Consider the following 24,749-nt stretch of genomic DNA (forward strand, 5'->3'; position numbering starts at 1 on the left):
TGATGTTGCGTTATTCGAATGGGCGATTGCGGCGTTGTTCAGCAGCTTATTCCGCTGGCGCACCTGCGGGGACCAGAATTTCACGGTTGCCGTTGGATTGCATGGTCGAGACCAATCCGCTCTGCTCCATCTGCTCCAGCAGACGCGCTGCCCGGTTGTAGCCAATACGCAGGTGACGTTGCACCAGAGAAATCGAGGCGCGGCGGTTCTTGAGGACCACGGCTACCGCCTGATCGTAGAGCTCATCACCTTCGGTGCCACTGGCACTGCCGCCGCCGATTCCTGATGCGCCGTCACCATCGTCAGCAACGCCGCCTTCGAGAATACCTTCGATGTAATTAGGCTCGCCTTGTTCCTTGAGATGATTGACCACGCGATGGACTTCATCATCGGATACAAAAGCACCATGCACACGCACCGGCAAGCCGGTGCCAGGTGGCATGTAGAGCATGTCGCCCATGCCCAGCAGCGTTTCGGCCCCCATCTGGTCAAGGATGGTGCGGGAGTCGATCTTGCTGCTGACCTGGAAGGCGATACGGGTCGGCACGTTGGCCTTGATCAGGCCGGTGATCACATCTACCGAAGGGCGCTGGGTGGCCAGAATCAGGTGGATACCGGCGGCACGCGCCTTTTGTGCAATGCGGGCGATCAACTCTTCCACCTTCTTGCCGACCACCATCATCAGGTCGGCCAGTTCGTCGATGATGATGACGATGGTTTCGAGCTGTTCCAGCGGCTCTGGGGCATCCGGTGTCAGGCTGAAGGGATTGGGGATTTTCTCGCCACGCTTGTCGGCTTCGGCGATCTTTTGGTTGTAGCCAGCCAAGTTACGCACGCCCAGTTTGGACATGCGCTTGTAACGGCGTTCCATCTCTGCCACGGCCCAGTTCAGGGCATGACCAGCCTGCCGCATGTCGGTCACAACCGGTGCCAGCAGATGTGGGATGCCTTCGTAGATGGATAACTCCAGCATCTTGGGGTCAATCAGAATCAGTCTGACCTGCTTGGGCGTGGCTTTGTAGAGCAAGGACAAAATCGTGGCATTGATACCCACCGATTTACCAGAGCCGGTGGTACCGGCTACCAGCAAGTGCGGCATTTTAGCGAGATCGGCCACCACCGGGTTACCGGCGATGTCCTTGCCGAGTGCGACGGTGAGGTTGGAGGCGCTGTCGTTGTAGACCTTGGAGCCGAGAATCTCGGTCAGACGCACGATCTGGCGCTTGGGGTTCGGCAGCTCAAGGCCCATGTAATTCTTGCCCTGAATCACTTCCACGACACGAATCGAGGTCAGCGACAGCGAGCGTGCCAGATCGCGGGCGAGACCAACAATCTGGCTGCCCTTGACGCCGGTGGCGGGTTCAATCTCATAGCGAGTAATCACCGGGCCCGGATAGGCGGCGACAACTTTGACCTCGACGCCGAAATCAGAGAGCTTCTTTTCGATCAGGCGGCTGGTGAACTCCAGAGTCTCGACCGTGACCGTTTGTTGTGCCGGTGGTGCTTCGTCGAGCAGAGACAGCGGTGGCAGGCTGGAATCAGGGTCTTCAAAGAGGCTGGTCTGCTTCTCTTTCTCGATGCGCTCTGACTTGGGTACGGCAACCACTTGCGGCTCGATACGGATCGGTGGCGCTTCCACGATCTTGGCGCGTTCCTGCACCACGACTTCTTCCCGTTTGACGGCGGCAACATGGCCGAGCTTACGATCTTCGCGTGCCGACCAGAAATTGCGCAGCCAGAAAATACTGCCTTCGATGGCATCGCCGACACGTTCGGCCAGGGTCAGCCAGGAGACATGGAAAAACAGGCTGAAACCGAGCCCGAACAGCAGCATCAGCAACAGCGTGGCACCGGTAAAGCCGAGCGAGGTCTGCGCTGCGCCGCCGATCATCTCGCCCACCACACCGCCGGGTGCGCGTGGCATCTGGGCCTTGATCGAGTACATGCGCATGTATTCAATACCAACACTGCCGGCCAGCAGGAAGGCAAAACCGACGATGCGGATCAGCCCTTCCTGATGGTGTTCTTCCTCAAGCGGTTGCTCCATCATCAGCCGTGCATTCATGCGCCGGTAACTGCGGAAGATGGCATGGGCCAGCCAGACGCACCACCACCAGGCCGACAAGCCGAAGATATACAGCAACAGGTCAGCCAGCCAGGCACCGATGCGTCCACCCCAATTGTGCAGATGCGGCACGCTGTTGGCGACCGACCAGCCGGGGTCGGTGCGCGAATAGGTCAGCAGGATCAGCGCCAGATAAGCCAGCAAGGTGGCCAATGCCAACCAACGTGCCTCGGCCAGCAGACGAACAAGCCGACTGGGCAATGGCGGTGCTTCAGGTTTGGTTTTTCGGGTGTAGGCTTGACTGGTCTTGGTCATAACTCTTTAAAGGGGAAAACTGCCGCGGGCAGATCATCACGTCTTGCCTCGGCCAGGCCAATCCGGTCGGTACGAACGGCGCCTCGCATCAGGTCACCACAAATCGGGCCAAGTTGTTCAGGCCATATTGTAACGGCGATAGCGGGCATCGGGACAGCGACAAACGTTTGGTAACCTTATTCAATCGCACTATATTGCGTTGCCTTCACCGCCTGGCTATGGATCGGATAGCGTAATACCATCAGGCGAAACCGGTGCTTCGTCTATAATCTTAACCGTTTTGCAGTGCAATATGGCAATACCCGGTACCAGTGCGAAAACTGGATACGGCGACGTCATTGTTTGCCCTGTTTTTGCTTTACTTCGCACAATGTTGCGCAATTTCGTTCAACTCAGCTTTCAGAGTACTTTATGACCACCTCCAAACACGCCAAGGTTTTGATTCTCGGTTCCGGCCCCGCCGGCTATAGCGCCGCAGTCTATGCTGCACGCGCCAACCTCAACCCGGTGCTGATTACCGGTGTCGAACAAGGCGGTCAGTTGATGACCACCACCGATGTCGAGAACTGGCCCGGCGATCCTATGGGCGTGCAAGGTCCGGAACTGATGCAACGCCTGCTGCAACATGCAGAGCGTTTCCAGACAGAAATCATTTTTGATCATATCCACACCACCAAGTTATCAGAACGACCATTCCGTCTGATCGGCGACTCCGGCGAATACACCTGTGACGCACTCATTATCGCCACCGGTGCCTCGGCCCAATATCTGGGACTGCCATCGGAAGAAGCCTTCATGGGCAAAGGCGTGTCTGCCTGCGCTACCTGCGATGGCTTCTTTTACCGTGGCAAGGAAGTCGCCGTCGTCGGTGGTGGCAATACCGCTGTCGAGGAAGCGCTATACCTGTCCAACATCGCCAGCAAGGTCACCATCGTGCATCGCCGCGACAAGTTCCGTGCCGAGCCGATCCTGATCGACCGTTTGTTGCACAAGGTCACCGAAGGCAAGATCGAGATCAAGTTCCACCATACACTGGATGAAGTGGTCGGCGACGACAGCGGCGTGACCGGTATCAAGCTCAAGTCGACCCAGGATGGCAGCGTCTCCACGGTCGATGTGCATGGCGTATTCATTGCGATTGGTCACAAACCCAACACCGGCATCTTCGAGGGCCAGCTGGACATGCACAACGGCTACCTGAAGACCCGCACCGGGCTCGAAGGCAATGCCACCGCAACCAGCATTCAGGGTGTGTTTGCAGCGGGTGATGTGCAGGATCACATTTACCGTCAAGCCATCACCAGCGCCGGTACCGGCTGCATGGCAGCACTGGATGCCCAGCGTTATCTGGAAAGCCTGGAGTAATCAACCGTAAGGCCTGACGGCAGCAGACTGCACCGTCAGGCCTTACAATGTGGTGCCCCGCCCTCCCGTTGTTGCGGAGGGCTTTTTTTGATATCTCGGCAATTTTCTCGGTACTGATCATGGCGACCATCAAGGATTTCTCCGCACTCAAGTCCCTGCGCAAAGACCTCAAGGCCCAGCATGAAGCACGGCAGGCCGCCGAACGTGAGCGGGTGGAAAACGAAAAACGCCTGCGCGCCGAAGCCGACATCTTCCGCAACAGCATCGGCAAAGTTGAACCATTGCGCCAGCCTGAAAAGGCGCCGTTTCAGCCGGTGCCGCCCTTGCCCATCGCACGCCAGCATCTGGCCGATGAACAGGCGGCGCTGATGGAATCACTCTCTGATGAGTTCACCCTAGATACCCTGCTCGATACCGATGAAGAGCTCAGCTTTGCCCGTCCTGGCGTCGGCAGCGATGTCGTGAGCAAACTGCGGCGCGGACATTGGGTGATTCAGGCGCAACTGGATCTGCATGGCCTGCGCCGCGATCAGGCGCGTGAAGCGCTCGGTGAATTCCTGCGTCAGGCAAAGCGGCAAGGCCAGCGTTGCGTGCGCATCATTCATGGCAAGGGACATGGCTCGATCAATAAAGAGCCGGTACTCAAGCATAAGGTGCGCAGCTGGCTGGCGCAGAAGGAAGAGGTCATGGCCTTCTGTCAGGCGCGTGCGGCCGAAGGTGGTGCTGGTGCATTGGTGGTGTTGCTGCGGTCCAGCGCTGCCACCCAGGGCAACTGAGCACGACTGATCCCACCACTGCTGGCCATCTCCCTACCGCTCTTGCCGCGCTTGACGCTGCTCCCCTGACGCCACCTTGATCGCTTTTTGCATGCTTTCCAGAACGTGGATTATTTAGCATTTGATCAATATTGCTATTTTGCAATATTGATCAATGGCAATTTAATCGCCTACAGGAATAGCAAAAATGAGAATAGTGAGTGCAGCCCCCCAAGCTGCTGCAATTCGTCACCAACAAGGACATTACGAGACCCGCAACACACAGGCGGCATCGTTCAATCAAGGTCCGCATAAGAGAAAAAGTAGCTCGACACTACAGAACAACGAGGGATGGCATGATCGGTTCCAGGTCCAAAGCCAAGACAAAGACCTGCGCAACCAGAGCCCGACCCGCTCGCGCAAGCGAGCACCACGCCATGTGAACCCACTGAATTTCCTGAGAACCATGGGTATCCTGAGCGTATTGCCGATCGGACAGGTATTCCAGATACCGGAGACGCAACAGAGCGGTAAGCGCGGCAATCCGGGCAACGCCACGACCGATTTCATCAATAACCAACTACCTACGCATATCAGAGAGGTACGCAGCCTCAAGAGCGCCCGATCCGACCTGGGCGTGGCGCCAAATGTGGTCCCATTCCGTGCCGAGAAAATCCCACGCGAACGCATCAAAATAACCGCGGGTCGTCCTGCGGAACTGCCACCCGAGCCAACAGAAACAACATTAAGCCCAGCCGAAAATTCACCAACCATCGAAAATCCCAGGCATCTGGACAACATCAACAAAACGGTACTCAGCTTGTTGCATCAGCATGAGAAAGAGATTCTGGATGTTGAGATTTCAGAGAAAACTTTGCTCAAGTCGGCCATTATCTTTTTGTCTATCAATGACGAATCATATGCTGCCCTGGCCAGGCAAATTCAACATGCCAATGACAACTACGGTGGCTATAGCGACGAGCTCATATCGCCTGCCATGCAACAAAAAATCATCCGTGACTGGATCGTACAGAATCTGTTAGGTACCAGTATCGATGCAGTGATCACACAAAAAATAATAGCGTCCGAGCCGGCCAGACAAATGCGCAGCCGTGATCTGCATCAATTCATCATGCAAGAAGCCTTCCGCGCAGTTCAACTCGATGACGGTTTTAAAACCTGGATCGTCAACAATGTGTTGATGGAAGAACTCCCCATGATCGGATTCTTCGAGAGTTATCCTGCCTCCAACGATCCTGACTTCAACCGCCTGAAAGAATTGAAACTGCATGACTTTGAGTGGGGGCACATCCATGCCGGGCTGCGTTTTAATCAGTTGCTCGGACGTGGTATCGATATTGATCTTGACGATGCCGCAGAGTTAGGGGAAATGTTATTGGCACAGTTACAGGAAGGGTTGGTGCCTGCTGAGTGGTGGTCATTGTTCCAGCTACCAGCTTTGATTCGGTATGCCCAGGAACAACCCGATTTACTGCGCGAAACCGGCGGTCTGCTCGACGCCGAGATTCAAGGCCATGCGCTCACTGATTTTGCCCGGGCCCTTGAAAAATTGGTATCTGACCAGTTTCCCTTGCAGCAATTAACAGAGGCGTTGGATAACTTCGAGACACGTCCAGAGATGGCCAAGCAAACCATTAAGCAGATATGCCCGGGTATGCCTGTGGACTTCTATCTCAACAATAACCCGGCGCAATGCTTATCCAAGGACGCCAGTAAACCGAGATCATTACCCGGCACATTCTGGCGCTTGAATGGTATTAAAGAGATCATTCAAATGCCGGATATCAATGAGAAATTTCAGGCCCAGATTGAGAATATCTCAGCACTCTACAAACTGGTGGATAAGGCGTTCCTGCTGACCGCCTGGAACCAGCTAAACGTCGATGACTTCGACTTTATTGGCAAGGCTGAGTTACGCTGGGCGAAAGTATCATTCGCTGCCCCCAGTCACTACAACAAGACGCCGTTTTTACTGTGCGCCAATCAGAAAGGGTGTGAAGCAGTCACGCGTCATCCGATTCCAGGTGCGGAATTTATAGTGGCACGCCAGCCCGGCAAAGCCGAACGTATTTACGTCCTGCATAACAAGGGGCAGGTATATGAACTCAAGCGTATTGATCGCAACATCGAGGAGTACTACCCGTATTTTTCCCTCGATCCAAGCTCTCGGCAATATCCCCTGTATCAATTACAGGTCACGCCAATGACAGCGCCATTTTGTGGAGCTGAGCAAGATCTGTCGCAACGACTCGAACCCATTGCGACAAAACATAGCGTCTCTCTTGCCGAGCTGATGAACGCCTATGGCTACCAAAAAACAACGTCCGAGCAGATCAAGGAGATACTGGTGGATCTGTTCGTTCCATTTGTTGGCTGCGCCTCTGCTGCGTCCAAAGGCAATACCGGACAGATGGTCCTGAGCTGCAGTATTGATGCCATTTCGCTGATACCACTGATCGGCAATTTAGCGAAGCTGTCGATCAGGCTCGGACAGTTCATTAGCTTCGGCAGTATCGTCGCATTGCGCAGCGCGATCGCCCAGACTGCCTTGCGCCAGTCAGTGCAGAAAACCATCGGAACGAGTGGTTCGGCATTTGTCCGCCATGCACTATTACCTGCATCTCATCTACTCAATAAACCGACGCTGCCCAGCTTGGGACTCGATGGTATCAGGGCCCTGGATGCCTTCGGCGTGGAACTGATCGCCAGTATCGGCACGAGCGTTGTAAAGCAGAGCCTGCAGATGAGCAAAAACATGCTTGGCAGCGTACATCGTCGCATGCATGTGCTGGAGCGAATGGAACAACAATTAGCGAATCTGCCATCTCCACTGACAGCAGACCGCTATGTGACAGCCCATTGGCGTGGCATGAAGACAGATGTGCCAATCGTCATGCTGAGTACAGAACGTTACAACGGGAAGCCGATCTATGTGCGTGTCAACCCGGACAGCGGCGAACGCTTTGGCCGCAAGTACCTGTTGCTTGAAGACGGGACGCTGGAGCCGGTACCTGTTGGCTTGGCCGTCCATTTACAAAATATCGCAGAACAAGGCTTGAGTGGTCGGGGCAGCCTGCGGATAAATTTACCATTGGAAGACAAAGATAACTTTGGCGCACTATTATTCCGAAAATTACAAGAAGAAATCAGCAATGGAGAAACGCTAGAAAAACTCGCCAGCGACCGTGGTTTGGGATACCACACGCTGCGCCCCTATCTGTCAGATACGGGAGAACTGACTCCGCTGGGCAAGGAGATTGTGAATCTGGCTGATCTGGCCGAAGCGAGATCCCCCAGCTCCGCTAAGTCCCCCGGATCGGCGAAGTCCCTTGGCTCGGCCAGCTCCTCCGTTTCGACTAAGTTCCTTGGCGCAGCCAAGTCCCATAGCTCGTCGAAGTCTCTTGGCGCGATAAGCGATAATCAAGAGAAAACGGTTCGTAGTAACAGCCTTGATGTAACCGCCAATAACAAATACGGCATTCATGCTCTTGTGAGTAACGTACTGAGATCACCCGTGTTGAGTCTTGGCCATCCGCTTGATGTGATGAACCCACTGTCCTCGCGCTCCATCAAGGAGAATGAGGCGGTCAAAAAAAGCCTGTTCAACGACGGGGACGCCATCAAGGATATCGAGGGCGCTCCCTATCGTTACAATATTGATCTCGATTGTTTTACAGACAAAAAATATGGTGATTTCAAACAGGCCTACCTGCCGAGGTCTGACAGAACTTCCCTGAAAATGATAAAGATGCCCGAGGCCATTACCAGAGCAACCAGCATCAGTCTGGACGAGCGTAGCGGCGTCATCAAGGCTCTCGGCATTGATCTCGACCTGGTGGCAATACTGGGGGCACCGACGTCGTTAAAACCGGCCGTCACAGAGATTCCGAAACGAATCAGCTATATCTGGGTTGGCAACAAAAAAATAGCGCCGTTGTCGCTCACAAAGCTCCATTTGAACTGTGCTATCGCCAATGAAAAAGGATACCAGGTCCGCTTCTACCTATCGAATCAGGCCAAATCGCTGAATTTAGCCGATGTGCAGAGTGCCATGTGCGGCGACAATCCTGCAAAGTGTTTATCTATTCTTCCTGAGACCAACAAAGTGAAGATATTGGAAGAGACTGAACTCTACAAAACTTTCAGTCAAAGTGACAACTTCGCGCAATATCAGGACGCCATTGATGGCAATGGTGGTGTCGCCACTAATTTTGCTTCGGCAGCTGACATCCTCAAGTTGGTCATATTAAAACAAAGAGGCGGAATCGTTGAGGACCTTGATGACATGTTGTTAGATACCTTTGGCAGCATCCCACTGGCGACTGGCGATGACGGTATCGTCCTCGGAGATCTACTGTCCAATGTTCAGTTGGATATGCACTGTCAGTTCGGCAACAGCTTTTTTGGATCACATCCTGGTAACCCGCTGATTGACGAGATGCTCAAGGAAATTCATCGGCGCTACCAGGAGCCCGACAGTCTTCAGTTCTACAAGCAGCCACGTCCCGCCAATCTGTATAGCTTAGAAATGAGTGACTACGCTAAAAAGCTCTCCTATCTGACGGGGCCGGACGTGCTCAATACGGTGTTGTTCGAACACTTTCCCGACATTTATCACTTTGTCGAACTGGAGAAGTTGAAACGTCTCTGCGACCACCCGCTGACGAGCCAGATCCTGATCAGCCTCGCAGAGAAACTGCCCCGTTTGGAAGAGATCGCTCCTTTATCCGGACACGCGATGATCGGTAGCGACCACAGCTGGCTGCGTCAGCGTTAAAAATCATCCTCAAGTCTGAACAGTCACGCCGGCTGTGATGCGCATGGAGCGCCAATGGCACTCCATTGCGACATCAGTCCAGCCCACTCGGACTCAGAGCGCTCCATCGATTTCAATTTTACATGGCCAAAACCACGCACCAACTCAGGCAGCTGTGCCAGCCTGATCGCTAATGTACGATTATCGTGATCAAGTTGTTGCGCCAATGCATGCGCAAAGGCCAGATAACGATCACGCATGGCTCTTTCGCGACGTCGCTCGTGGGTATAGCCAAACACATCGAAGGGCGTACCGCGCAACACTTTGCCACGCGCCAGCACGGAAAACACCGGCAGCATCCAGCTGCCAAACCTGATCTTGGCCGGTACCGTGCTGCCAGGCTTGCGCCTTGCCAGCAAGGGTGGTGCCAGATGGAATGCCAACTGATAGTCGCCCTCGAATTGCGCGGCAATCTGTTCACGGAAGACCGGATCCGCATGCAGGCGCGCAACCTCATATTCATCTTTACTGGCCATGAGCTTGAACAGATGACGCGCCACCAGTTTGCTCAACTGTCGCCGTGATGCACTGCCCTCCAGCGTAATCTCACGCTGCTCGACGGCGGCAACGATATCGGCATAGCGCTGGGCATAGGCTGGGCTTTGATACTTGCGTAGGTAGTCGGTGCGAAATGCCACCATCGATGCCAATGACTGTGGCAGGGCAAACTGAATCGTCTGCTGCTGCGGCTTGCCCAGGCGCTCCAGCGCCGCTGCATCTGCCGCTGCCAGTCGGCCGATCAGGAAGGCGCGTTTGTTCATGTCGACAGCCACTGCATTGAGCTCAATGGCGCGCATCATCGCCGGCAAACCGACTGGTACAAGTCCTTGCTGCCAGGCGAAGCCCATCAGCAGGATATTGGCCCCGATGGGCTCACCCAGAAAACGCGTCGCCAACTCTTGCGCATCGAGCGGCAAGAGTTTGTCTGGACCAGCGGCAGCGTCCAGTTTGGCCAGCAAACCGGGCTTATCAATCGAGGCATCGGGATTGCGGGTAAATTCAGCGGTCGGAATCTCGTGCTGGTTGGCAATCACTCGGGTATGTCCGTGACGGATCACTGCCAGCCCATCCGGCATGGCAGCCACCACCAGATCACAGGCCAATACAGCATCAGCCTGTTGCAGATCAATGCGGACCTGATGCAAGGCAGCCGGTGTGGCAGCGATACGTACATGGGACAGCACCGCCCCACCTTTCTGGGCAAACCCCATGAAGTCGAGTGTTGAAGCACCCTTGCCTTCCAGATGCGCCGCCATGGTGATCAACGCGCCGACAGTCACCACACCGGTGCCGCCAACACCGGCGACGAGTGTCTCGAACGGGGTGTGCAAGACCGGCAGGATCGGCAATGGATACGCGCTCAGTGCCTGCTCCAGATCGGCTTGGGTCAAGGTACTGCGCGGTGGCTTTTTGAGACTGCCACCGATGACAGAAACAAAGCTGGGGCAAAAACCTTCGACGCAGGAATAATCCTTGTTGCAGGATGATTGCTCGATCTGGCGCTTGCGGCCGAGTTCGGTTTCCAGCGGCAGGATCGACAGACAATTCGATTGCACGCCACAGTCACCACAACCTTCGCATACGGCGGGATTGATCATCAGGCGGCGCGGTGGATCCGGGAAGACGGTGTGATCGGGCTTGTTTTTCTTGCGCCGCCGACGCTTCTCGGCCGCGCAGGTCTGATCGTAGACCAGCACGGTAACCCCTGCGATGTCACGCAACATGCGCTGCACGACATCAAGCTCACTACGATGATGTACCGTCACGCCAGCAGGCAAAGCAAGCGCGGTGTAATTCTCTGGCGCGTCAGTGACCACCACAACCTTGCGTGCGCCCTCGCTGAGCACTTGTTGCAGAATCTGTGGCACCGAGAGCTTGCCATCGACCGGCTGCCCACCAGTCATGGCGACGGCGTCGTTATAAAGAATCTTGTAGGTAATATTGGTACCAGCTGCAATCGCCTGACGGATTGCGAGTGAACCGGAATGGTAATAGGTGCCATCGCCCAGATTCTGGAATACGTGTGGCTCGTTCACGAACCGTGATGCACCGACCCAGTTGATACCCTCACCGCCCATCTGCGACAGATAGTCGGTATCGCGCTGCATCCAGGTCGCCATGAAATGACAGCCAATACCCGCCATGGCGCGGCTGCCTTCAGGCACTTTGGTTGAGGTATTGTGCGGACAACCGGAGCAGAAATACGGTGTGCGTTTAACGCTGTCAGCGCTGTTGGACAACAATTCTGCGGCACAGAAATCGGGCAAAAAACGAGGTAACTGCAAGTCGGGAAAGCGCGTATCCAGCCAACGAATGAGCGTCGGCGCGATCCGTGACGGTCGCAATTCACCGAGTGCTGACAATAAGGGTTCGCCCTGCGCATCGCTCTTACCAATGACTTGCGGGCGCTGTCCGGCTGGCAGGTTGTAGAACAGATTCTTGATCTGCTCTTCCATGACAGGCGCCTTCTCTTCAATCACCAGAATTTCATCAAGCCCCTCGGCAAATGCCTGCAAGCGGGTGCGCTCCAAGGGGTAGGTCAAGCCCGGTTTGTAGACGCGGATCTGCAATTGCTCCAGCGTTGCCAATGACAAACCCAGCCGCTCCAATGCCTCACGCAGATCCAGATAGGCCTTGCCTGCACTGATGATGCCAATGCGTGCAGCCGGCGCTGACACCACCAGCTTGTCGACGCTGTTGCTGCGCGCAAATGCCTGCACCGCCGTGAGCTTGTCGTGCACGCGCTGCTCCAGTGCCAGACCGGGCAAATCGGGCCAGCGATTATGCAGGCCAGCGGCGGGGGCGACGTAATCTGTTGGTACGGTGAATTGCGGCAGCGCAGGTAGCTCCACCACGGCGGCACCTTCCACCGTTTCTGAAATTGCCTTGAAGCCCACCCAGGCCCCGGAAAAACGGGACAGCGCCCAACCATATAAACCGAACTCCAGGTATTCCTGAATGTTGGCCGGGTTAATCACCGGCATGCTCCACGCCATCAACGCGGCTTCACTCTGATGCGGCAAGGACGACGACACACAGCCGTGATCATCACCCAGAATCGCCAGCACGCCACCATGCGGTGATGATCCATAGGCATTGGCATGCTTGAGCGCATCGCCGGAGCGATCCACCCCGGGACCTTTGCCGTACCACATGGCAAACACGCCATCGACCTTGCGGCTGGGATTGGCTTCGACCTGCTGGGTTCCTTGCACGGCGGTAACGCCCAGCTCTTCATTGATGGCTGGCAGGAAATCAATCTCATGAGCGCGCAATAAAGCGGAAGCACGCCACAACTCCTGATCAACGGCACCCAATGGTGAACCACGATAGCCACTGATGAAACCGGCGGTCTGCCAGCCTTGGGCCTGATCGACCGCTTTTTGCATGCACAGCAAGCGCACCAGCGCCTGCGTACCGGTCAGAAAGACGCGGCCGGTCTGGCGCGTCAGGTTGTCTTGCAATGCATAATCGGGGTCTGCCAGTGGTGCAGCAGTCATGCCTGCTACCTCCTGCAGGGGCGGAATGGTCACGGTATTCATCGCGTGGTCTCTATCGTTATCGTTGTCATCGTTGTGCTCAGTCAGGCAAGTCTCCCTTGCTCAAAAAACACTGAGGTTGATGAAAATGATATGTCGATGAAAAGGGAAAATTATTCCTAAATGTTCTCGAAATTTACCTACAATAGAAATCGTTTTTCCCCATACAGGCAAAAAAATGAAAAACTCACCTCTCGATTCCGCATCGCAAAAGATCCTGGTCGAGCTGCAAAAAAATGCCCGGATTTCGTCCAGTGAGCTAGCCGAAAAAGTCGGGATGTCGGCCAGTCCGTGCTGGCGTCGTCAGAAGGAACTGGAAGATAGCGGCTATATCCTGCGCTATACCGCCATCGTCGACCGCCGCAAACTGGGACTCGCGGTATGTTGCATGGCGCACATCACGCTACTGCGCCATGCGGAGGGTGTGGTGGAGAATTTTGAGCAGACCATGCGGCTGCGCCCGGAGGTCGTGGAATGCTACGAGACCACCGGCAGTGCCGACTATGTGGTGAAGGTGATCGTGGCAGACATGGAGGCCTACCACGACTTCTTTCATAATGTGCTGGTGAAGATCAATGGTGTCTCTCAGGTCAACACCAGCGTGGCCATGCGTGAAGTGAAATACGAAACTGCCTTGCCGATATAAGTCAGTCCTGTTTTTTCGAGACCAGCGTCAGGATGTCATAGGACGCCACCAGTTCATTGTCCTGATTGGTGACTTCAACATCCCAGGCAACGACGCCCTGACCAACACCATTGGCATCCCTCTTGTTGCGGTCGATCTTGCGTTTGCAGGTCAGGCGTGCACGGATGGTGTCGCCGATACCAACCGGCTTGACAAAGCGCAGCGTATCCAGGCCGTAGTTCGCCAGCACTGGCCCCGGCGCTGGCGAGACAAACAATCCCGCCGCTGCCGACAGCACAAAATACCCATGCGCAATACGCTTGCCGAACGGTGACTCCTTGGCCGCAATCTCATCAAAATGCATGTAGAAGTAATCGCCCGACAAGCCACCAAAATTGACGATATCGGCTTCGCTGACGGTGCGGCGATGCGTCAGCAGCGAGTCGCCGATTTGCAGGTCTTCAAAGTAATGCCGGAACGGATGAATTTCCGACTCGCGCACGACGGCACCGCGTACGTGCTCACCAACGACCGCTGCCAGCATGGTCGGTGAACCTTGCACGGCGGCGCGTTGCAGGTAATGCTTGACCGCGCGCGCGCCGCCGAGCTCTTCGCCACCACCGGCACGCCCCGGGCCACCGTGCTTAAGCTGTGGCAACGGTGAACCATGACCGGTCGATTCCACTGCGGCTTCACGGTCCAGAATCAGCAAACGCCCATGCCAGGCTGCTGCGACTGGAATTGCCTTGGCCGCCACCTTGGGATCATGCGTGACCAGACTACCGACCAGACTGCCGCGTCCGCGTGCTGCCAGGTCCAGCGCAGCGTCAAAATCATCGTAGGCAATCAGGGTGCTGACCGGGCCAAAGGCTTCCACATCATGTACTGCCGTGTTGCTAACACCATCGCGACATAGCAACAGCGTCGGCGCAAAGAAGGCGCCTTGCGCGACATTCTCACCGAGCGGTGCAAAGCCATCGGCCTCACCAAAGATGACTTCATTACCAGCCTTGAGCAATGCCAGTCGCTCCGCCACGTCCTGCTGTTGTGCCTTGGTCGCCAGCGGGCCCATGCGCACCTGCTCCAGCGCCGGGTCACCCACGGTCACTTTGACCAGACGGGCGCGCAGCTTTTCTGCGACGGCATCAAGATGCTGACGCGGCACGATGGCGCGGCGGATGGCGGTACATTTTTGACCGGCTTTGGTGGTCATTTCGCGTGCCACTTCCTTGACGAACAGATCGAACTCTTCCTCATCGGGCGTGACATCGGGACCCAGAATGGCGCAGTTCAGTGAATCGGCTTCGGCATTGAAGGGAATGGCGTTGCGGATCAGATTAGGATGCACGCGCAGCTTGGCGGCAGTGTCGGCAGAGCCGGTGAAGGTCACGACATCCTGCCCTTGCAGGCGATCCAGCAAGTCACCGGTACCGCCGATGATCAATTGCAGGCTGCCAGCTGGCAACAGGCCGGAGGCATTGATCAGGCGCACCGCAGCTTCAGTGAGGTAACTGGTCGCGGTGGCGGGTTTGATCAGGCATGGCATACCGGCGAGGAAGGTCGGAGCAAATTTTTCCAGCATGCCCCAGATCGGAAAGTTGAAAGCATTGATGTGGACCGCGATACCACCACGCGGCACCAGAATGTGCGAGCCGACAAACTTGCCCTGCTTGCCGAGCGGGAAGGCCGGGCCTTCATGCACCAGATTGCTGGACGGGAATTCATTACCACCGACGCTGGCATAGGCGAACAGCGTGCCTGATCCGCCTTCGATATCGATCCAGCTGTCGGCACGGGTGGCACCGGTATGCGCCGAGATGGCGTAGAGGGCTTCCTTGTGTTCGTTGAGATATTTGGCGAGCGCCCGCAGAATCGCGGCACGTTTCTGGAAGTCCAGTGCTAGTAAGGCTGGCAGACCTTGTTGGCGGGCATGGCTGACGGCTTCGTCAAAGTCGATAGCTTCTGCATGGGTGGTCGCAATCAGGCGGCCATTGACCGCGCTGTGCAGGGACTGGGCGGGGCTGCTGCCGATCCAGCGGCCGCCGATGAAACTTTGCAAGAGAGTCGATTGTGCTGTCATTTTTCTTCCATTGGTGAATGTCTGGAAATGACGTCGCCCTGTCTCCTCGGCGCTGCTCGCGCACTCCTAAAGGGGGATTGCCGTCATTTCCTGCCTTTGCTTCTGACGTTACTACTTAGCTGACTGCTATCTTCATTGCCCTGATTACTGCCGATCTCTTCCAGACGTACCGCACCGATCCCGCCAAACAACAGATCCGATACCACTGCTGCCATACGCGCATGCGTCAATTCGCCGTCGGGCTTCAACCACATGAACATCCAGTTGATCATGCCAAACAACAACATGGTCAAGGGCTTGGCCATCTTGCTGGCATCCAGCTCGGGCCGCACGGCAATCATGGCTTGCGCCATGGCGTCGACCACTTTGCGCTCGCCGCCGAGAATACGCTGCTGATCGGCTTCGTTCAAAAAGCGCACATCTTCAGTCAAGACGCGGTGTTCGTTCTGCGCATCCGCATATTCCTCAACAAAGCGCTGCACCATCAGCCGCAGACGCTCTTCCGGTGCCAGTTGCTGACTGCCGACTTCATCGACCAGCGCACACAGACGTTCAATGTGGCCTTCGCAGATGTACATCAGCAACTGATATTTATCCGACACATAGTGATACAGCGAGGCCTTGGACAAATCACAGGCCTGCGCCACCTCATTCATGGAGGTGCCAGGAAAGCCATTGCGGGCGAACAAGGTGGCAGCCTGCTCAATGATGAGCTCACGCTGGTTGTCAAATCCTGCTGCACGCTTGCGAGGCATAAGCCTGTTCCTTTCAACAATGTCCACAAAGCCGTGATTGTGCCGCAAATCAAGGTCCCTCTTGCTGAAAGAACAGCACATGCTGCCCTGCTTCTCGCCTCAATAAATCGAAAATTTCTTAAAAACATTATTGACCGACCGGTCGGTTGAAATTATTATTAATCAAAATACGGTGTCAGGCAAATGATTTTTACGTTGCGGATATCGACAAAAACACCAGGCAATCTCAACAAGCGAGGAGACCGCTGTGCCCTGTTATTCGATCGAAGGTGTGATTCCTGTGGTGGACCCTTCTGCCTACGTGCATCCCACTGCGGTGTTAATTGGTGATGTGCACGTGGGCCCGGACTGCTACATCGGTCCGGCAGCGTCGTTGCGTGGCGATTTTGGACGTATTGTGCTGGAGCGTGGTGCCAACGTGCAGGACACCTGTGTGGTACACGGCTTTCCAGGACATGACACCGTGGTGGAAGAAAACGGCCATATCGGTCACGGTGCGGTACTGCACAGTTGCATCGTGCGGCGCGACGCGCTGGTCGGCATGAACGCGGTGGTCATGGATGATGCCGAAGTGGGCGAACAGAGTATTGTCGCCGCCAGCGCCTTCGTCCGGGCAGGCATGCAGATTCCAGCGCGCTCGCTGGTGGCTGGGGTACCGGCCAAGATCCTGCGCGCACTCAGCGAGCAGGAAATTGTCTGGAAGCGCACCGGTACTGAAACCTATCAAGACCTTACCAAGCGTTGCCTGAGCAGCATGCAAGAGGTGCAACCTTTGGCCGCAGCCGAAGCCAATCGCCCCAGCCTGAAAGCACCTGCAGTCGAGCCGCTGATCGCGCTGCGACAAGCAACAACCTAACCCAGCAATCCCCTCGCGGAGAACCCATCATGTATGCACAACTGGTTGATACCGGCCTCAAGAATGTTCGCTCTGCTGAAGAGATGAGCGAGGAAGAACGCGTATTCCAGGCGCGTATCGATGACGGCATCAAGATCGAGCCCAAGGACTGGATGCCGGAGGCTTACCGCAAGACGCTGGTACGGCAAATCTCGCAACATGCGCATTCTGAAATCGTTGGTCAACTCCCCGAAGGCAACTGGGTCACACGCGCGCCGACGCTGGAGCGCAAGGCGATTTTGCTGGCCAAGATTCAGGATGAGGCAGGTCATGGTCTGTACCTCTACAGCGCCGCCGAAACACTGGGTGTCTCGCGTGAGCAATTGCTGGACGATCTGCATGCCGGCAAGGCCAAGTATTCCAGCATCTTCAATTATCCCACCCTGAGCTGGGCGGATATGGGTGCCATCGGCTGGCTGGTCGATGGTTCGGCCATCATCAATCAGATTCCTTTGTGCCGCTGCTCTTATGGCCCGTATTCACGCGCCATGATCCGTGTGTGCAAGGAGGAATCCTTCCATGCGCGTCAGGGCTACGACATCATGATGGCGCTGTGCCGTGGCACTCCTGAGCAAAAGCAGATGGCGCAGGATGCGCTTAATCGCTGGTGGTGGCCGTCATTGATGATGTTTGGCCCATCGGACGCGGCCTCGGTCAATAGTGCGCAGTCGGCGCAATGGCGCATCAAGCTGTTTTCCAACGATGAATTACGCCAGCGCATGGTCGACCAGACTGTCCCGCAGGCCGAGTATCTGGGACTGACGGTGCCAGACCCTGACCTGAAGTGGAACGCCGAGCGCGGTCACTACGATTTTGGCGAGATCGACTGGAACGAGTTCAACAATGTCTTGCGCGGCAATGGCCCCTGCAACCGCGAGCGGTTACAAACCCGCAAGCAGGCTTACGAGGATGGTGCCTGGTTCCGCGATGCCTTGCAGGCCCATGCCGACAAGCAAAAACGCACGGCCAAGGCAGCCTGAATACAGCGCCCCAACATCACATCGCAAAGGAAAGATCATGAGTAAAGAATGGCCGCTCTGGGAAGTGTTCATCCGCAGCCAGCATGGGCTGGCGCACAAGCACGTCGGTAGTCTGCATGCGCCGGATGCCGAGATGGCAATCAACAATGCCCGTGACGTCTATACCCGTCGCAATGAAGGCGTCGGTATCTGGGTCGTGCGCGCCGCCGATATCGTCTCCAGCAGCCCCGGCGACAAGAGCGCCTTGTTTGACCCTGCCAACAGCAAGGTCTACCGCCATCCGACGTTCTTCCCGATGCCGGAAGAACTGAAGAATCTGTAATGCCATTTGATCGCTGTCGTCAGGAAAACATCATGTCTGCACCTTCTGCACCGTCTACCCATTCCGCTACCGCAAGCTACGTACGCCGGCTCGGCGACAATGCGCTGATCCTCAGTCAACGTCTGAGCGAATGGTGCGGTAAAGGCCCGGCGCTGGAAGAGGATATGGCGCTCACCAATGTGGCACTGGATCTGATCGGTCAAGCCCGGTTATGGCTGTCATATGCGGCTGAACTGGAAGGCACTGGCCGCACCGAGGATCAACTGGCTTTTCTGCGCGATGCGCATCAGTTCCACAATCTGCTGCTGGTGGAACAACCCAATGGCAACTATGCCAACACGCTGGTGCGTCAGTTTTTCTTTGATGTCGGGCATTACTTCCAGCTCAACGCGTTGAGCCAGTCCACCAATCCACGCATTGCCGAGATTGCGCAAAAGTCGCTCAAGGAAGTCACCTATCACGTGCGCCGCAGCAGCGATTTGATCGTGCGTCTGGGCGATGGCACGGAACTCAGTCACCGTATGCTGCAGCAGGCAGTCGATCATTTATGGATGTATACCGGCGAAATGTTCAGTGGCGATGCGATTGATGTTGCTGTCGCAACCGATGGGACTGGCGTCGCACCCGAATCGCTGCGTGAGCAGTGGATGCAGCATGTGGCTGAAATTCTGCAGGCAGGCACCTTGCAGATGCCTGCCGCTGATGCCTGGATGCAAAGTGGAGGCAAGCAAGGTCGCCACAGTGAACATCTTGGCTACCTGCTGGCAGAGATGCAGTTTCTGCAACGTGCCTATCCCGGAGCGAAATGGTGAACACCCACACTGACGCAGACACCAACGGCTTACAGGCGCAAATCTGGCAATGGCTGGAACAGGTGCCGGACCCGGAAATCCCGGTCATCTCGGTGGTTGATCTGGGCATCGTCCGTGCCGTGGAAGTGCAAGAGGATCAAGCTGCCTGCAAGGTGGTGATCACCCCGACCTATTCCGGCTGCCCGGCCATGAAGGTGATCGCCACCGACATCGTCGCAGTGCTGCAGCAACATGGCGTCGCTGAGGTGCAGATCGAAACCCGGTTATCACCGGCCTGGAGTACCGACTGGATGAGCGAAAACGGCCGTGCGCAGCTAAAAAATTACGGGATTGCGCCACCGGCACAGCAGGTCGTTGATATCAGTAGCATCAGCCGCTTGCATCAGCGTGCGCCACTAGTGGCCTGCCCACGCTGCGGCTCGCCAAGTACCGTCTGCATCAGCCAGTTTGGTTCGACCTCCTGCAAGTCACTGTATCAATGCAAGGACTGTCTGGAACCGTTCGATTATTTCAAGGCACATTGAGCTTCCTGAACTCAGGTAAAAACATCATGAGCAAATTCTATCCACTGACCGTTGGCAAGGTGAAGCAGGAAACCCGCGACACCATCGTCGTCACCTTTGAAGTACCGGATGACCTGAAGGAGACTTTTCATTACCAGCAGGGGCAGCATCTGACACTGCGTGCCGACATCAACGGTGAAGATCTGCGGCGTTCCTATTCGATCTGCTCGGCAGTGCAAGACCAGCAATTGCGGGTTGCCATCAAGCGCACCCCGGGAGGCGTATTTTCGACCTGGGCCAATGACACGCTCAAGCCCGGTCAGTCGCTGCAGGTGATGCCACCGATGGGTCACTTCAACCTGCCGCTGTCACCGACCAACGAAAAACATTACCTGGGATTTGCTGCCGGTAGCGGCATCACACCGATGCTGTCGATCATCAAGACCACCCTGCTGACCGAACCCCATAGCCGCTTCACGCTGGTGTATGGCAACCGCGCCTCGTCATCGGTGATTTTCAAGGAAGAGCTGACCGATCTGAAGGATATCTATCTGGAACGTCTCAACATCGTCTATGTGATGAGTCGCGAACAGCAGGATGTGGAGCTGTTCAATGGCCGCATTACGGCAGAAAAGTGTGAACAGTTCTTCCGCTCCTGGATTCCACTCAATGATGTTGACGCGGCCTTCCTGTGCGGCCCGGAAGAGATGATTCAAGCCGTCAGTGGCGCACTGCAACACCATGGTATGGACAAGGGCAATATCAAGGTTGAACTGTTTGCCGCCAGCATTCCCAAGCACAAGAGCAATGCGCAGCGACCCGTGGTTGGTGCACAGGAGTGTGAAGTCACGGTGGTCATCGATGGTAATCACACCGTCTTCACCATGGTCAAGGAAAAGGAGTCGCTGCTGGACGCCGGGCTCAGACATGGCATCGACATGCGCTACTCCTGCAAGGGCGGCGTGTGTGCGACCTGCCGTTGCAAAGTCGTGCAAGGCAAGGTGGATATGGATGCCAACTATGCGCTGGAAGACTACGAAATTGCCCGCGGCTTTGTGCTGAGCTGCCAAAGCTTCCCGGTAACCGATAACCTGTTGATCGACTTCGATCAGGACAATTGAACTCAAGGACCACTCATGCACTACGAATCCATCCTGTTCGAGAACACCGACGGTGTCGCCGTCATTACCCTGAATCGTCCGGACAAGCTCAACAGCTTCACCGTCGCCATGCATCTGGAGTTGCGTGATGCACTGGAACGCATCAAGGCTGACAGCAGCGTGCGGGTGTTGTTGCTGACCGGTGCCGGACGTGGCTTTTGCGCCGGTCAGGACTTGTCGGACCGGGCCGTCAAACCGGGCGATCAGGCAGTTGATCTGGGTGAATCGATCGACAAATATTACGGCCCGCTGGTGCAGTCGCTGCGGGCATTACCGTTCCCGGTGATCTGTGCGGTCAATGGTGTGGCTGCTGGGGCCGGTGCCAATATTCCGCTCGCGTGCGATATCGTGCTGGCGGCACGCTCGGCCAGCTTTGTCGAAGTGTTCTGCAAGCTCGGGTTGTTGCCAGATACCGGTGGCACCTATTTCCTGCCACGTCTGCTGGGTACGGCACGCGCGATGGGACTGGCGATGCTAGGCAACAAGCTCAGCGCCGAGCAGGCCGAACAATGGGGGTTAATCTGGAAGTGTGTGGATGATGATCAGTTGCAAAGCGAAGCACGCGCCATGGCCCAGCATTTTGCACAGGCGCCGACGCTGGGACTGGCGCATACCAAGGCAGCAATTTACGCCAGCCCGGCCAATACGCTGACACAGCAATTGCAGCTGGAGCGCGACAGCATGCGCACGCTCGGCAATAGTCACGATTACAAGGAGGGTGTGGCAGCGTTTCTGGAAAAGCGCGCCCCACTGTTCAAGGGTCACTAAGAGGCTGCTGCGAAATTACTGTGGCTAGGCGCGGTGACGCAGACTGTACGACTAGTACGGCAAGGAGCCGCAACAACGCTACGATAATTTCGTAACAGCCTCTAAAACGCATTTTCTGCCATTCTTCCAATGGAGACGTCCTTCATGTCTGAGCACCACACCGCAACACCCGAGCAGGCCCAGGCGCTAGCCAATGCTACCGCCAAGGCCATGTATGCGCGCGACAATGCAACGCAATCGCTGGGCATGAAGATTCACGCAGTCGGCCCCGGCTATGCACGCTTGTCGATGCTGGTGCGTTCGGACATGCTCAATGGTCACGCCTCCTGCCACGGCGGTTTTATCTTTGCACTGGCCGACAGCACCTTTGCCTTTGCCTGCAACAGTCGCAATCAAGCCACGGTTGCTTCAGGTTGCAGTATCGAGTATCTGGCACCGGGCGCCGTCAATGACATCCTCATCGCCGAAGCGACTGAACAGTCACTGGGTGGACGGACCGGCGTCTACGACATTACCGTCACCAATCAGAATGGCACGCGGATTGCGCTGTTCCGTGGCAAGTCCTATCGCCTCAATGGCGAGGTCATCGCCGGACTTGATGCCGCTGCTGCGCGACGCTAGCGGCGATTCAGATACCCGCACAAACCATTACGCATAAAAATAGCCATAAGCCACAATACGGAGACCATCATGCCCCAACGTATTCCTCAACCCGGCGACCTCGACGCCATCGAAACCGCCAGCAAGGATGAACTGCAGGCCTTGCAGCTGCAACGTCTGAAGTGGTCGCTCAAGCATGCGTACGACAATGTGCCACATTACCGCGCCGCCTTTGATGCGGCGGGTGTGCACCCCGAAGACCTGAAAACGCTGGCCGATCTGGCGCGCTTTCCCTTTACCGGCAAGAAAGATCTGCGCGAGAACTATCCCTTCAACATGTTCGCGGTGCCACGCGAGCAGGTAGTCCGCATCCATGCCTCCAGTGGCACTACCGGCAAGCCGACCGTAGTGGGCTATACCCAGAACGACATCAATATGTGGGCTGATGTGGTAGCCCGCTCGATCCGCGCTGCCGGTGGCCGACGGGGTGACATCATTCAGGTGTCGTATGGCTACGGCTTGTTTACCGGTGGACTCGGTGCGCACTACGGTGCCGAGCGACTCGGTTGTACCGTGATCCCGATGTCGGGTGGTCAAACCGAAAAACAGGTACAGCTGATTCAGGATTTCAAACCTAGCATCATCATGGTGACGCCTTCCTACATGCTCAATATCGTTGAGGAATTTCAGCGCCAGGGGCTCGATGCCGCCGATAGCTCGCTGCAGGTGGGAATCTTTGGTGCCGAACCGTGGACCGATGCCATGCGCGCTGAAATCCAGGCGCGTGCCGGGATTGATGCGGTCGATATTTATGGTCTGTCGGAAGTGATCGGGCCGGGCGTGGCCAGTGAATGCATCGAGAGCAAGGATGGTCCTGTGATCTGGGAAGATCACTTCTACCCCGAAATCATCGATCCGGAGTCTGGTGAGGTTTTGCCCGATGGCAGCGATGGCGAACTGGTATTTACCTCACTGACCAAGGAAGCCTTGCCCATCATCCGCTATCGCACCCGTGATCTGACCCGGCTGTTGCCACCGACTTCACGGGCGATGCGTCGTATCGGCAAAATCACTGGTCGCTCGGACGACATGCTGATCATTCGCGGGGTCAACGTGTTCCCGACCCAGATCGAAGAACTGGTATTGAAGATGCCCAAACTGGCACCGCAATATCAACTGGTACTGGGTCGCAACGGTCATCTCGATTCGCTTGGCGTCACCGTCGAGCTGCGTCCTGAAGTGCCCTATTCCAGCAGTGAAGCCGAAGCGCTGGCGCATGAATTGCAGCACCATATCAAAACCTATGTCGGGGTCACCACCATCGTTGATGTGGTCGCCAGTGGCAAGATTGAACGCTCTGCCGTCGGTAAGGCACGCCGGGTGGTAGATCAGCGGCCAAAGCTGGTGTGAATGTGAGTAGGACGTTGTCGACGCGGCTGGAAATCACATGGGGCTGAGCAATTCTGCCAGCCAGTCGACAAATACCCGCACCCGGGGTGAGAGGTGCCGGTTATGCGCATACACGATCGCCACCGGCAACGGCGGTGGTTGATAGTCGGGCAATACCTCTTCCAGCACACCACGCTTGAGTAACTCTTCAATCCCATAACGTGGCACCTGTACCAGCCCCAAGCCCGCCAGACAGCAGGCCATATAGGCTTCTGAACTGGCAACCGAGACCTTGCCGGGCAATTTCAGCGTGCGCAACTCACCACCTTGCACATACTCCCACGGCAAGTCTCGCCCGGTGCGGCTGGAAAAAAAATTGATCATGTGGTGTCGGGCCAGATCGTCAAGCGACTGCGGTCGGCCATGCTGCTGCAAATACGCGGCCGAGGCACAGGTGATCTGCTCCAAGACAGCGATCTGGCGTGCGATCAGTGTCGAATCAGCCAACTGTCCAACGCGCACCACGCAATCCACACCCTCCCCGACCAGATCGACAAAGCGATCGCTGGCGTTGAGCTTGACGCGGATCTCAGGATAACGTGTAAAGAAGGCTGGCAGGGCAGGGATCACAGTTTGATGCGCCATTCGCTCAGGCAGGTCAACGCGCACCACACCCTGTGGCTGCTCACAATCAAACAGATTTTCGACATCCTGAAATTCAGCCAGCAGGCGCTGGCACCGCTCCAGATAGACCAGACCGTCATCGGTGAGCGAGACCTTGCGCGTGGTTCGTTGCAGCAGCCGCACGCCGACCCGCTTTTCCAGCGTCTGAATGGCGTTGGTTACGGTGGCCGGTGGCAAGCCCAACTGCTCCGCCGCCTTGCTGAAACTTCCCCGCTCTGCGACCCGCACAAAGACTTCCATTGCCTGTAGACGGTCCATATTAATAATTATTTTTTTTCGAATGAATAAAACATTTTATCG

Annotated in this window: 18 protein-coding genes; 13 read left to right on the forward strand and 5 right to left on the reverse strand. The window is 56.1% G+C overall.

Annotation, left to right across the window (positions count from 1 at the left end):
- Window positions 1-46 precede the first annotated feature (46 nt).
- The gene (locus FHW66_RS06520; RefSeq protein ID WP_183378952.1) at window positions 47-2,380 is read right to left on the reverse strand and encodes a DNA translocase FtsK; all 2,334 of its coding nucleotides are present in this window, start codon (window positions 2,378-2,380) and stop codon (window positions 47-49) included.
- A gap of 411 nt (window positions 2,381-2,791) precedes the next feature.
- On the opposite strand from FHW66_RS06520, the gene trxB reads away from it, so the two are divergent.
- The 3 genes from trxB (at window position 2,792) to FHW66_RS21200 (ending at window position 9,298) form a co-directional block, all read left to right on the forward strand.
- Window positions 2,792-3,745 carry a thioredoxin-disulfide reductase gene (trxB, locus tag FHW66_RS06525; RefSeq protein WP_183378953.1) on the forward strand — a complete coding sequence of 318 codons (954 nt, stop codon included), beginning with the start codon at window positions 2,792-2,794 and terminating at the stop codon, window positions 3,743-3,745.
- 119 nt (window positions 3,746-3,864) lie between these two features.
- Window positions 3,865-4,521: a Smr/MutS family protein gene (locus FHW66_RS06530; RefSeq protein ID WP_183378954.1), complete on the forward strand. Its 657-nt coding sequence runs from the start codon at window positions 3,865-3,867 to the stop codon at window positions 4,519-4,521.
- Window positions 4,522-4,717: 196 nt separating this feature from the next.
- Complete coding sequence (locus FHW66_RS21200) at window positions 4,718-9,298, forward strand: glycosyltransferase (RefSeq protein WP_183378955.1); 4,581 nt, start codon at window positions 4,718-4,720, stop codon at window positions 9,296-9,298.
- Window positions 9,299-9,321: 23 nt separating this feature from the next.
- Here the strand turns inward: FHW66_RS21200 and FHW66_RS06540 are convergent, their stop codons facing one another.
- Complete coding sequence (locus FHW66_RS06540) at window positions 9,322-12,837, reverse strand: indolepyruvate ferredoxin oxidoreductase family protein (RefSeq protein ID WP_183379083.1); 3,516 nt, start codon at window positions 12,835-12,837, stop codon at window positions 9,322-9,324.
- A 217-nt stretch (window positions 12,838-13,054) separates the two neighbouring features.
- Between FHW66_RS06540 and FHW66_RS06545 the strand changes: the two genes are divergently transcribed.
- Window positions 13,055-13,522 (forward strand): Lrp/AsnC family transcriptional regulator, encoded by a 468-nt coding sequence (locus FHW66_RS06545; protein WP_183378956.1) that lies wholly within the window; start codon window positions 13,055-13,057, stop codon window positions 13,520-13,522.
- Between the two features lies 1 nt (window position 13,523).
- Here the strand turns inward: FHW66_RS06545 and paaZ are convergent, their stop codons facing one another.
- Window positions 13,524-15,581 carry a phenylacetic acid degradation bifunctional protein PaaZ gene (gene paaZ, locus FHW66_RS06550; protein WP_183378957.1) on the reverse strand — a complete coding sequence of 686 codons (2,058 nt, stop codon included), beginning with the start codon at window positions 15,579-15,581 and terminating at the stop codon, window positions 13,524-13,526.
- 83 nt (window positions 15,582-15,664) lie between these two features.
- Window positions 15,665-16,336, reverse strand: a complete 672-nt coding sequence (locus FHW66_RS06555; protein WP_183378958.1) for a TetR/AcrR family transcriptional regulator — start codon at window positions 16,334-16,336, stop codon at window positions 15,665-15,667.
- A gap of 247 nt (window positions 16,337-16,583) precedes the next feature.
- On the opposite strand from FHW66_RS06555, the gene paaY reads away from it, so the two are divergent.
- The 9 genes from paaY (at window position 16,584) to paaK (ending at window position 23,786) form a co-directional block, all read left to right on the forward strand.
- Window positions 16,584-17,192: a phenylacetic acid degradation protein PaaY gene (gene paaY, locus FHW66_RS06560; RefSeq protein ID WP_183378959.1), complete on the forward strand. Its 609-nt coding sequence runs from the start codon at window positions 16,584-16,586 to the stop codon at window positions 17,190-17,192.
- A gap of 29 nt (window positions 17,193-17,221) precedes the next feature.
- Window positions 17,222-18,211, forward strand: coding sequence for a 1,2-phenylacetyl-CoA epoxidase subunit PaaA (paaA, locus tag FHW66_RS06565; RefSeq protein ID WP_183378960.1), 990 nt, complete (start codon window positions 17,222-17,224; stop codon window positions 18,209-18,211).
- Between the two features lie 37 nt (window positions 18,212-18,248).
- Window positions 18,249-18,533 carry a 1,2-phenylacetyl-CoA epoxidase subunit PaaB gene (gene paaB, locus FHW66_RS06570; RefSeq protein ID WP_183378961.1) on the forward strand — a complete coding sequence of 95 codons (285 nt, stop codon included), beginning with the start codon at window positions 18,249-18,251 and terminating at the stop codon, window positions 18,531-18,533.
- A 32-nt stretch (window positions 18,534-18,565) separates the two neighbouring features.
- Window positions 18,566-19,345: a 1,2-phenylacetyl-CoA epoxidase subunit PaaC gene (gene paaC / locus FHW66_RS06575; protein ID WP_183378962.1), complete on the forward strand. Its 780-nt coding sequence runs from the start codon at window positions 18,566-18,568 to the stop codon at window positions 19,343-19,345.
- On the forward strand, window positions 19,339-19,869 hold the full coding sequence (gene paaD, locus FHW66_RS06580; protein ID WP_183378963.1) for a 1,2-phenylacetyl-CoA epoxidase subunit PaaD: 531 nt from the start codon (window positions 19,339-19,341) through the stop codon (window positions 19,867-19,869). The genes paaC and paaD overlap by 7 nt, the downstream gene beginning before the upstream one ends.
- A gap of 26 nt (window positions 19,870-19,895) precedes the next feature.
- Window positions 19,896-20,969 (forward strand): 1,2-phenylacetyl-CoA epoxidase subunit PaaE, encoded by a 1,074-nt coding sequence (gene paaE / locus FHW66_RS06585; RefSeq protein WP_183378964.1) that lies wholly within the window; start codon window positions 19,896-19,898, stop codon window positions 20,967-20,969.
- A 15-nt stretch (window positions 20,970-20,984) separates the two neighbouring features.
- Window positions 20,985-21,776: a 2-(1,2-epoxy-1,2-dihydrophenyl)acetyl-CoA isomerase PaaG gene (gene paaG, locus FHW66_RS06590; protein ID WP_183378965.1), complete on the forward strand. Its 792-nt coding sequence runs from the start codon at window positions 20,985-20,987 to the stop codon at window positions 21,774-21,776.
- Between the two features lie 144 nt (window positions 21,777-21,920).
- Window positions 21,921-22,397 (forward strand): hydroxyphenylacetyl-CoA thioesterase PaaI, encoded by a 477-nt coding sequence (gene paaI, locus FHW66_RS06595; RefSeq protein ID WP_183378966.1) that lies wholly within the window; start codon window positions 21,921-21,923, stop codon window positions 22,395-22,397.
- A gap of 69 nt (window positions 22,398-22,466) precedes the next feature.
- Window positions 22,467-23,786, forward strand: coding sequence for a phenylacetate--CoA ligase PaaK (gene paaK / locus FHW66_RS06600; protein WP_183378967.1), 1,320 nt, complete (start codon window positions 22,467-22,469; stop codon window positions 23,784-23,786).
- Window positions 23,787-23,819: 33 nt separating this feature from the next.
- On the opposite strand, the gene FHW66_RS06605 is transcribed toward paaK, so the two are convergent.
- Window positions 23,820-24,707, reverse strand: a complete 888-nt coding sequence (locus tag FHW66_RS06605; RefSeq protein ID WP_183378968.1) for a LysR family transcriptional regulator — start codon at window positions 24,705-24,707, stop codon at window positions 23,820-23,822.
- Between the last annotated feature and the right edge of the window lie 42 nt (window positions 24,708-24,749).

The sequence above is a fragment of the Herbaspirillum sp. Sphag64 genome (genome assembly GCF_014192645.1).
In the GTDB taxonomy this organism is placed as follows: domain Bacteria; phylum Pseudomonadota; class Gammaproteobacteria; order Burkholderiales; family Burkholderiaceae_D; genus Herbaspirillum.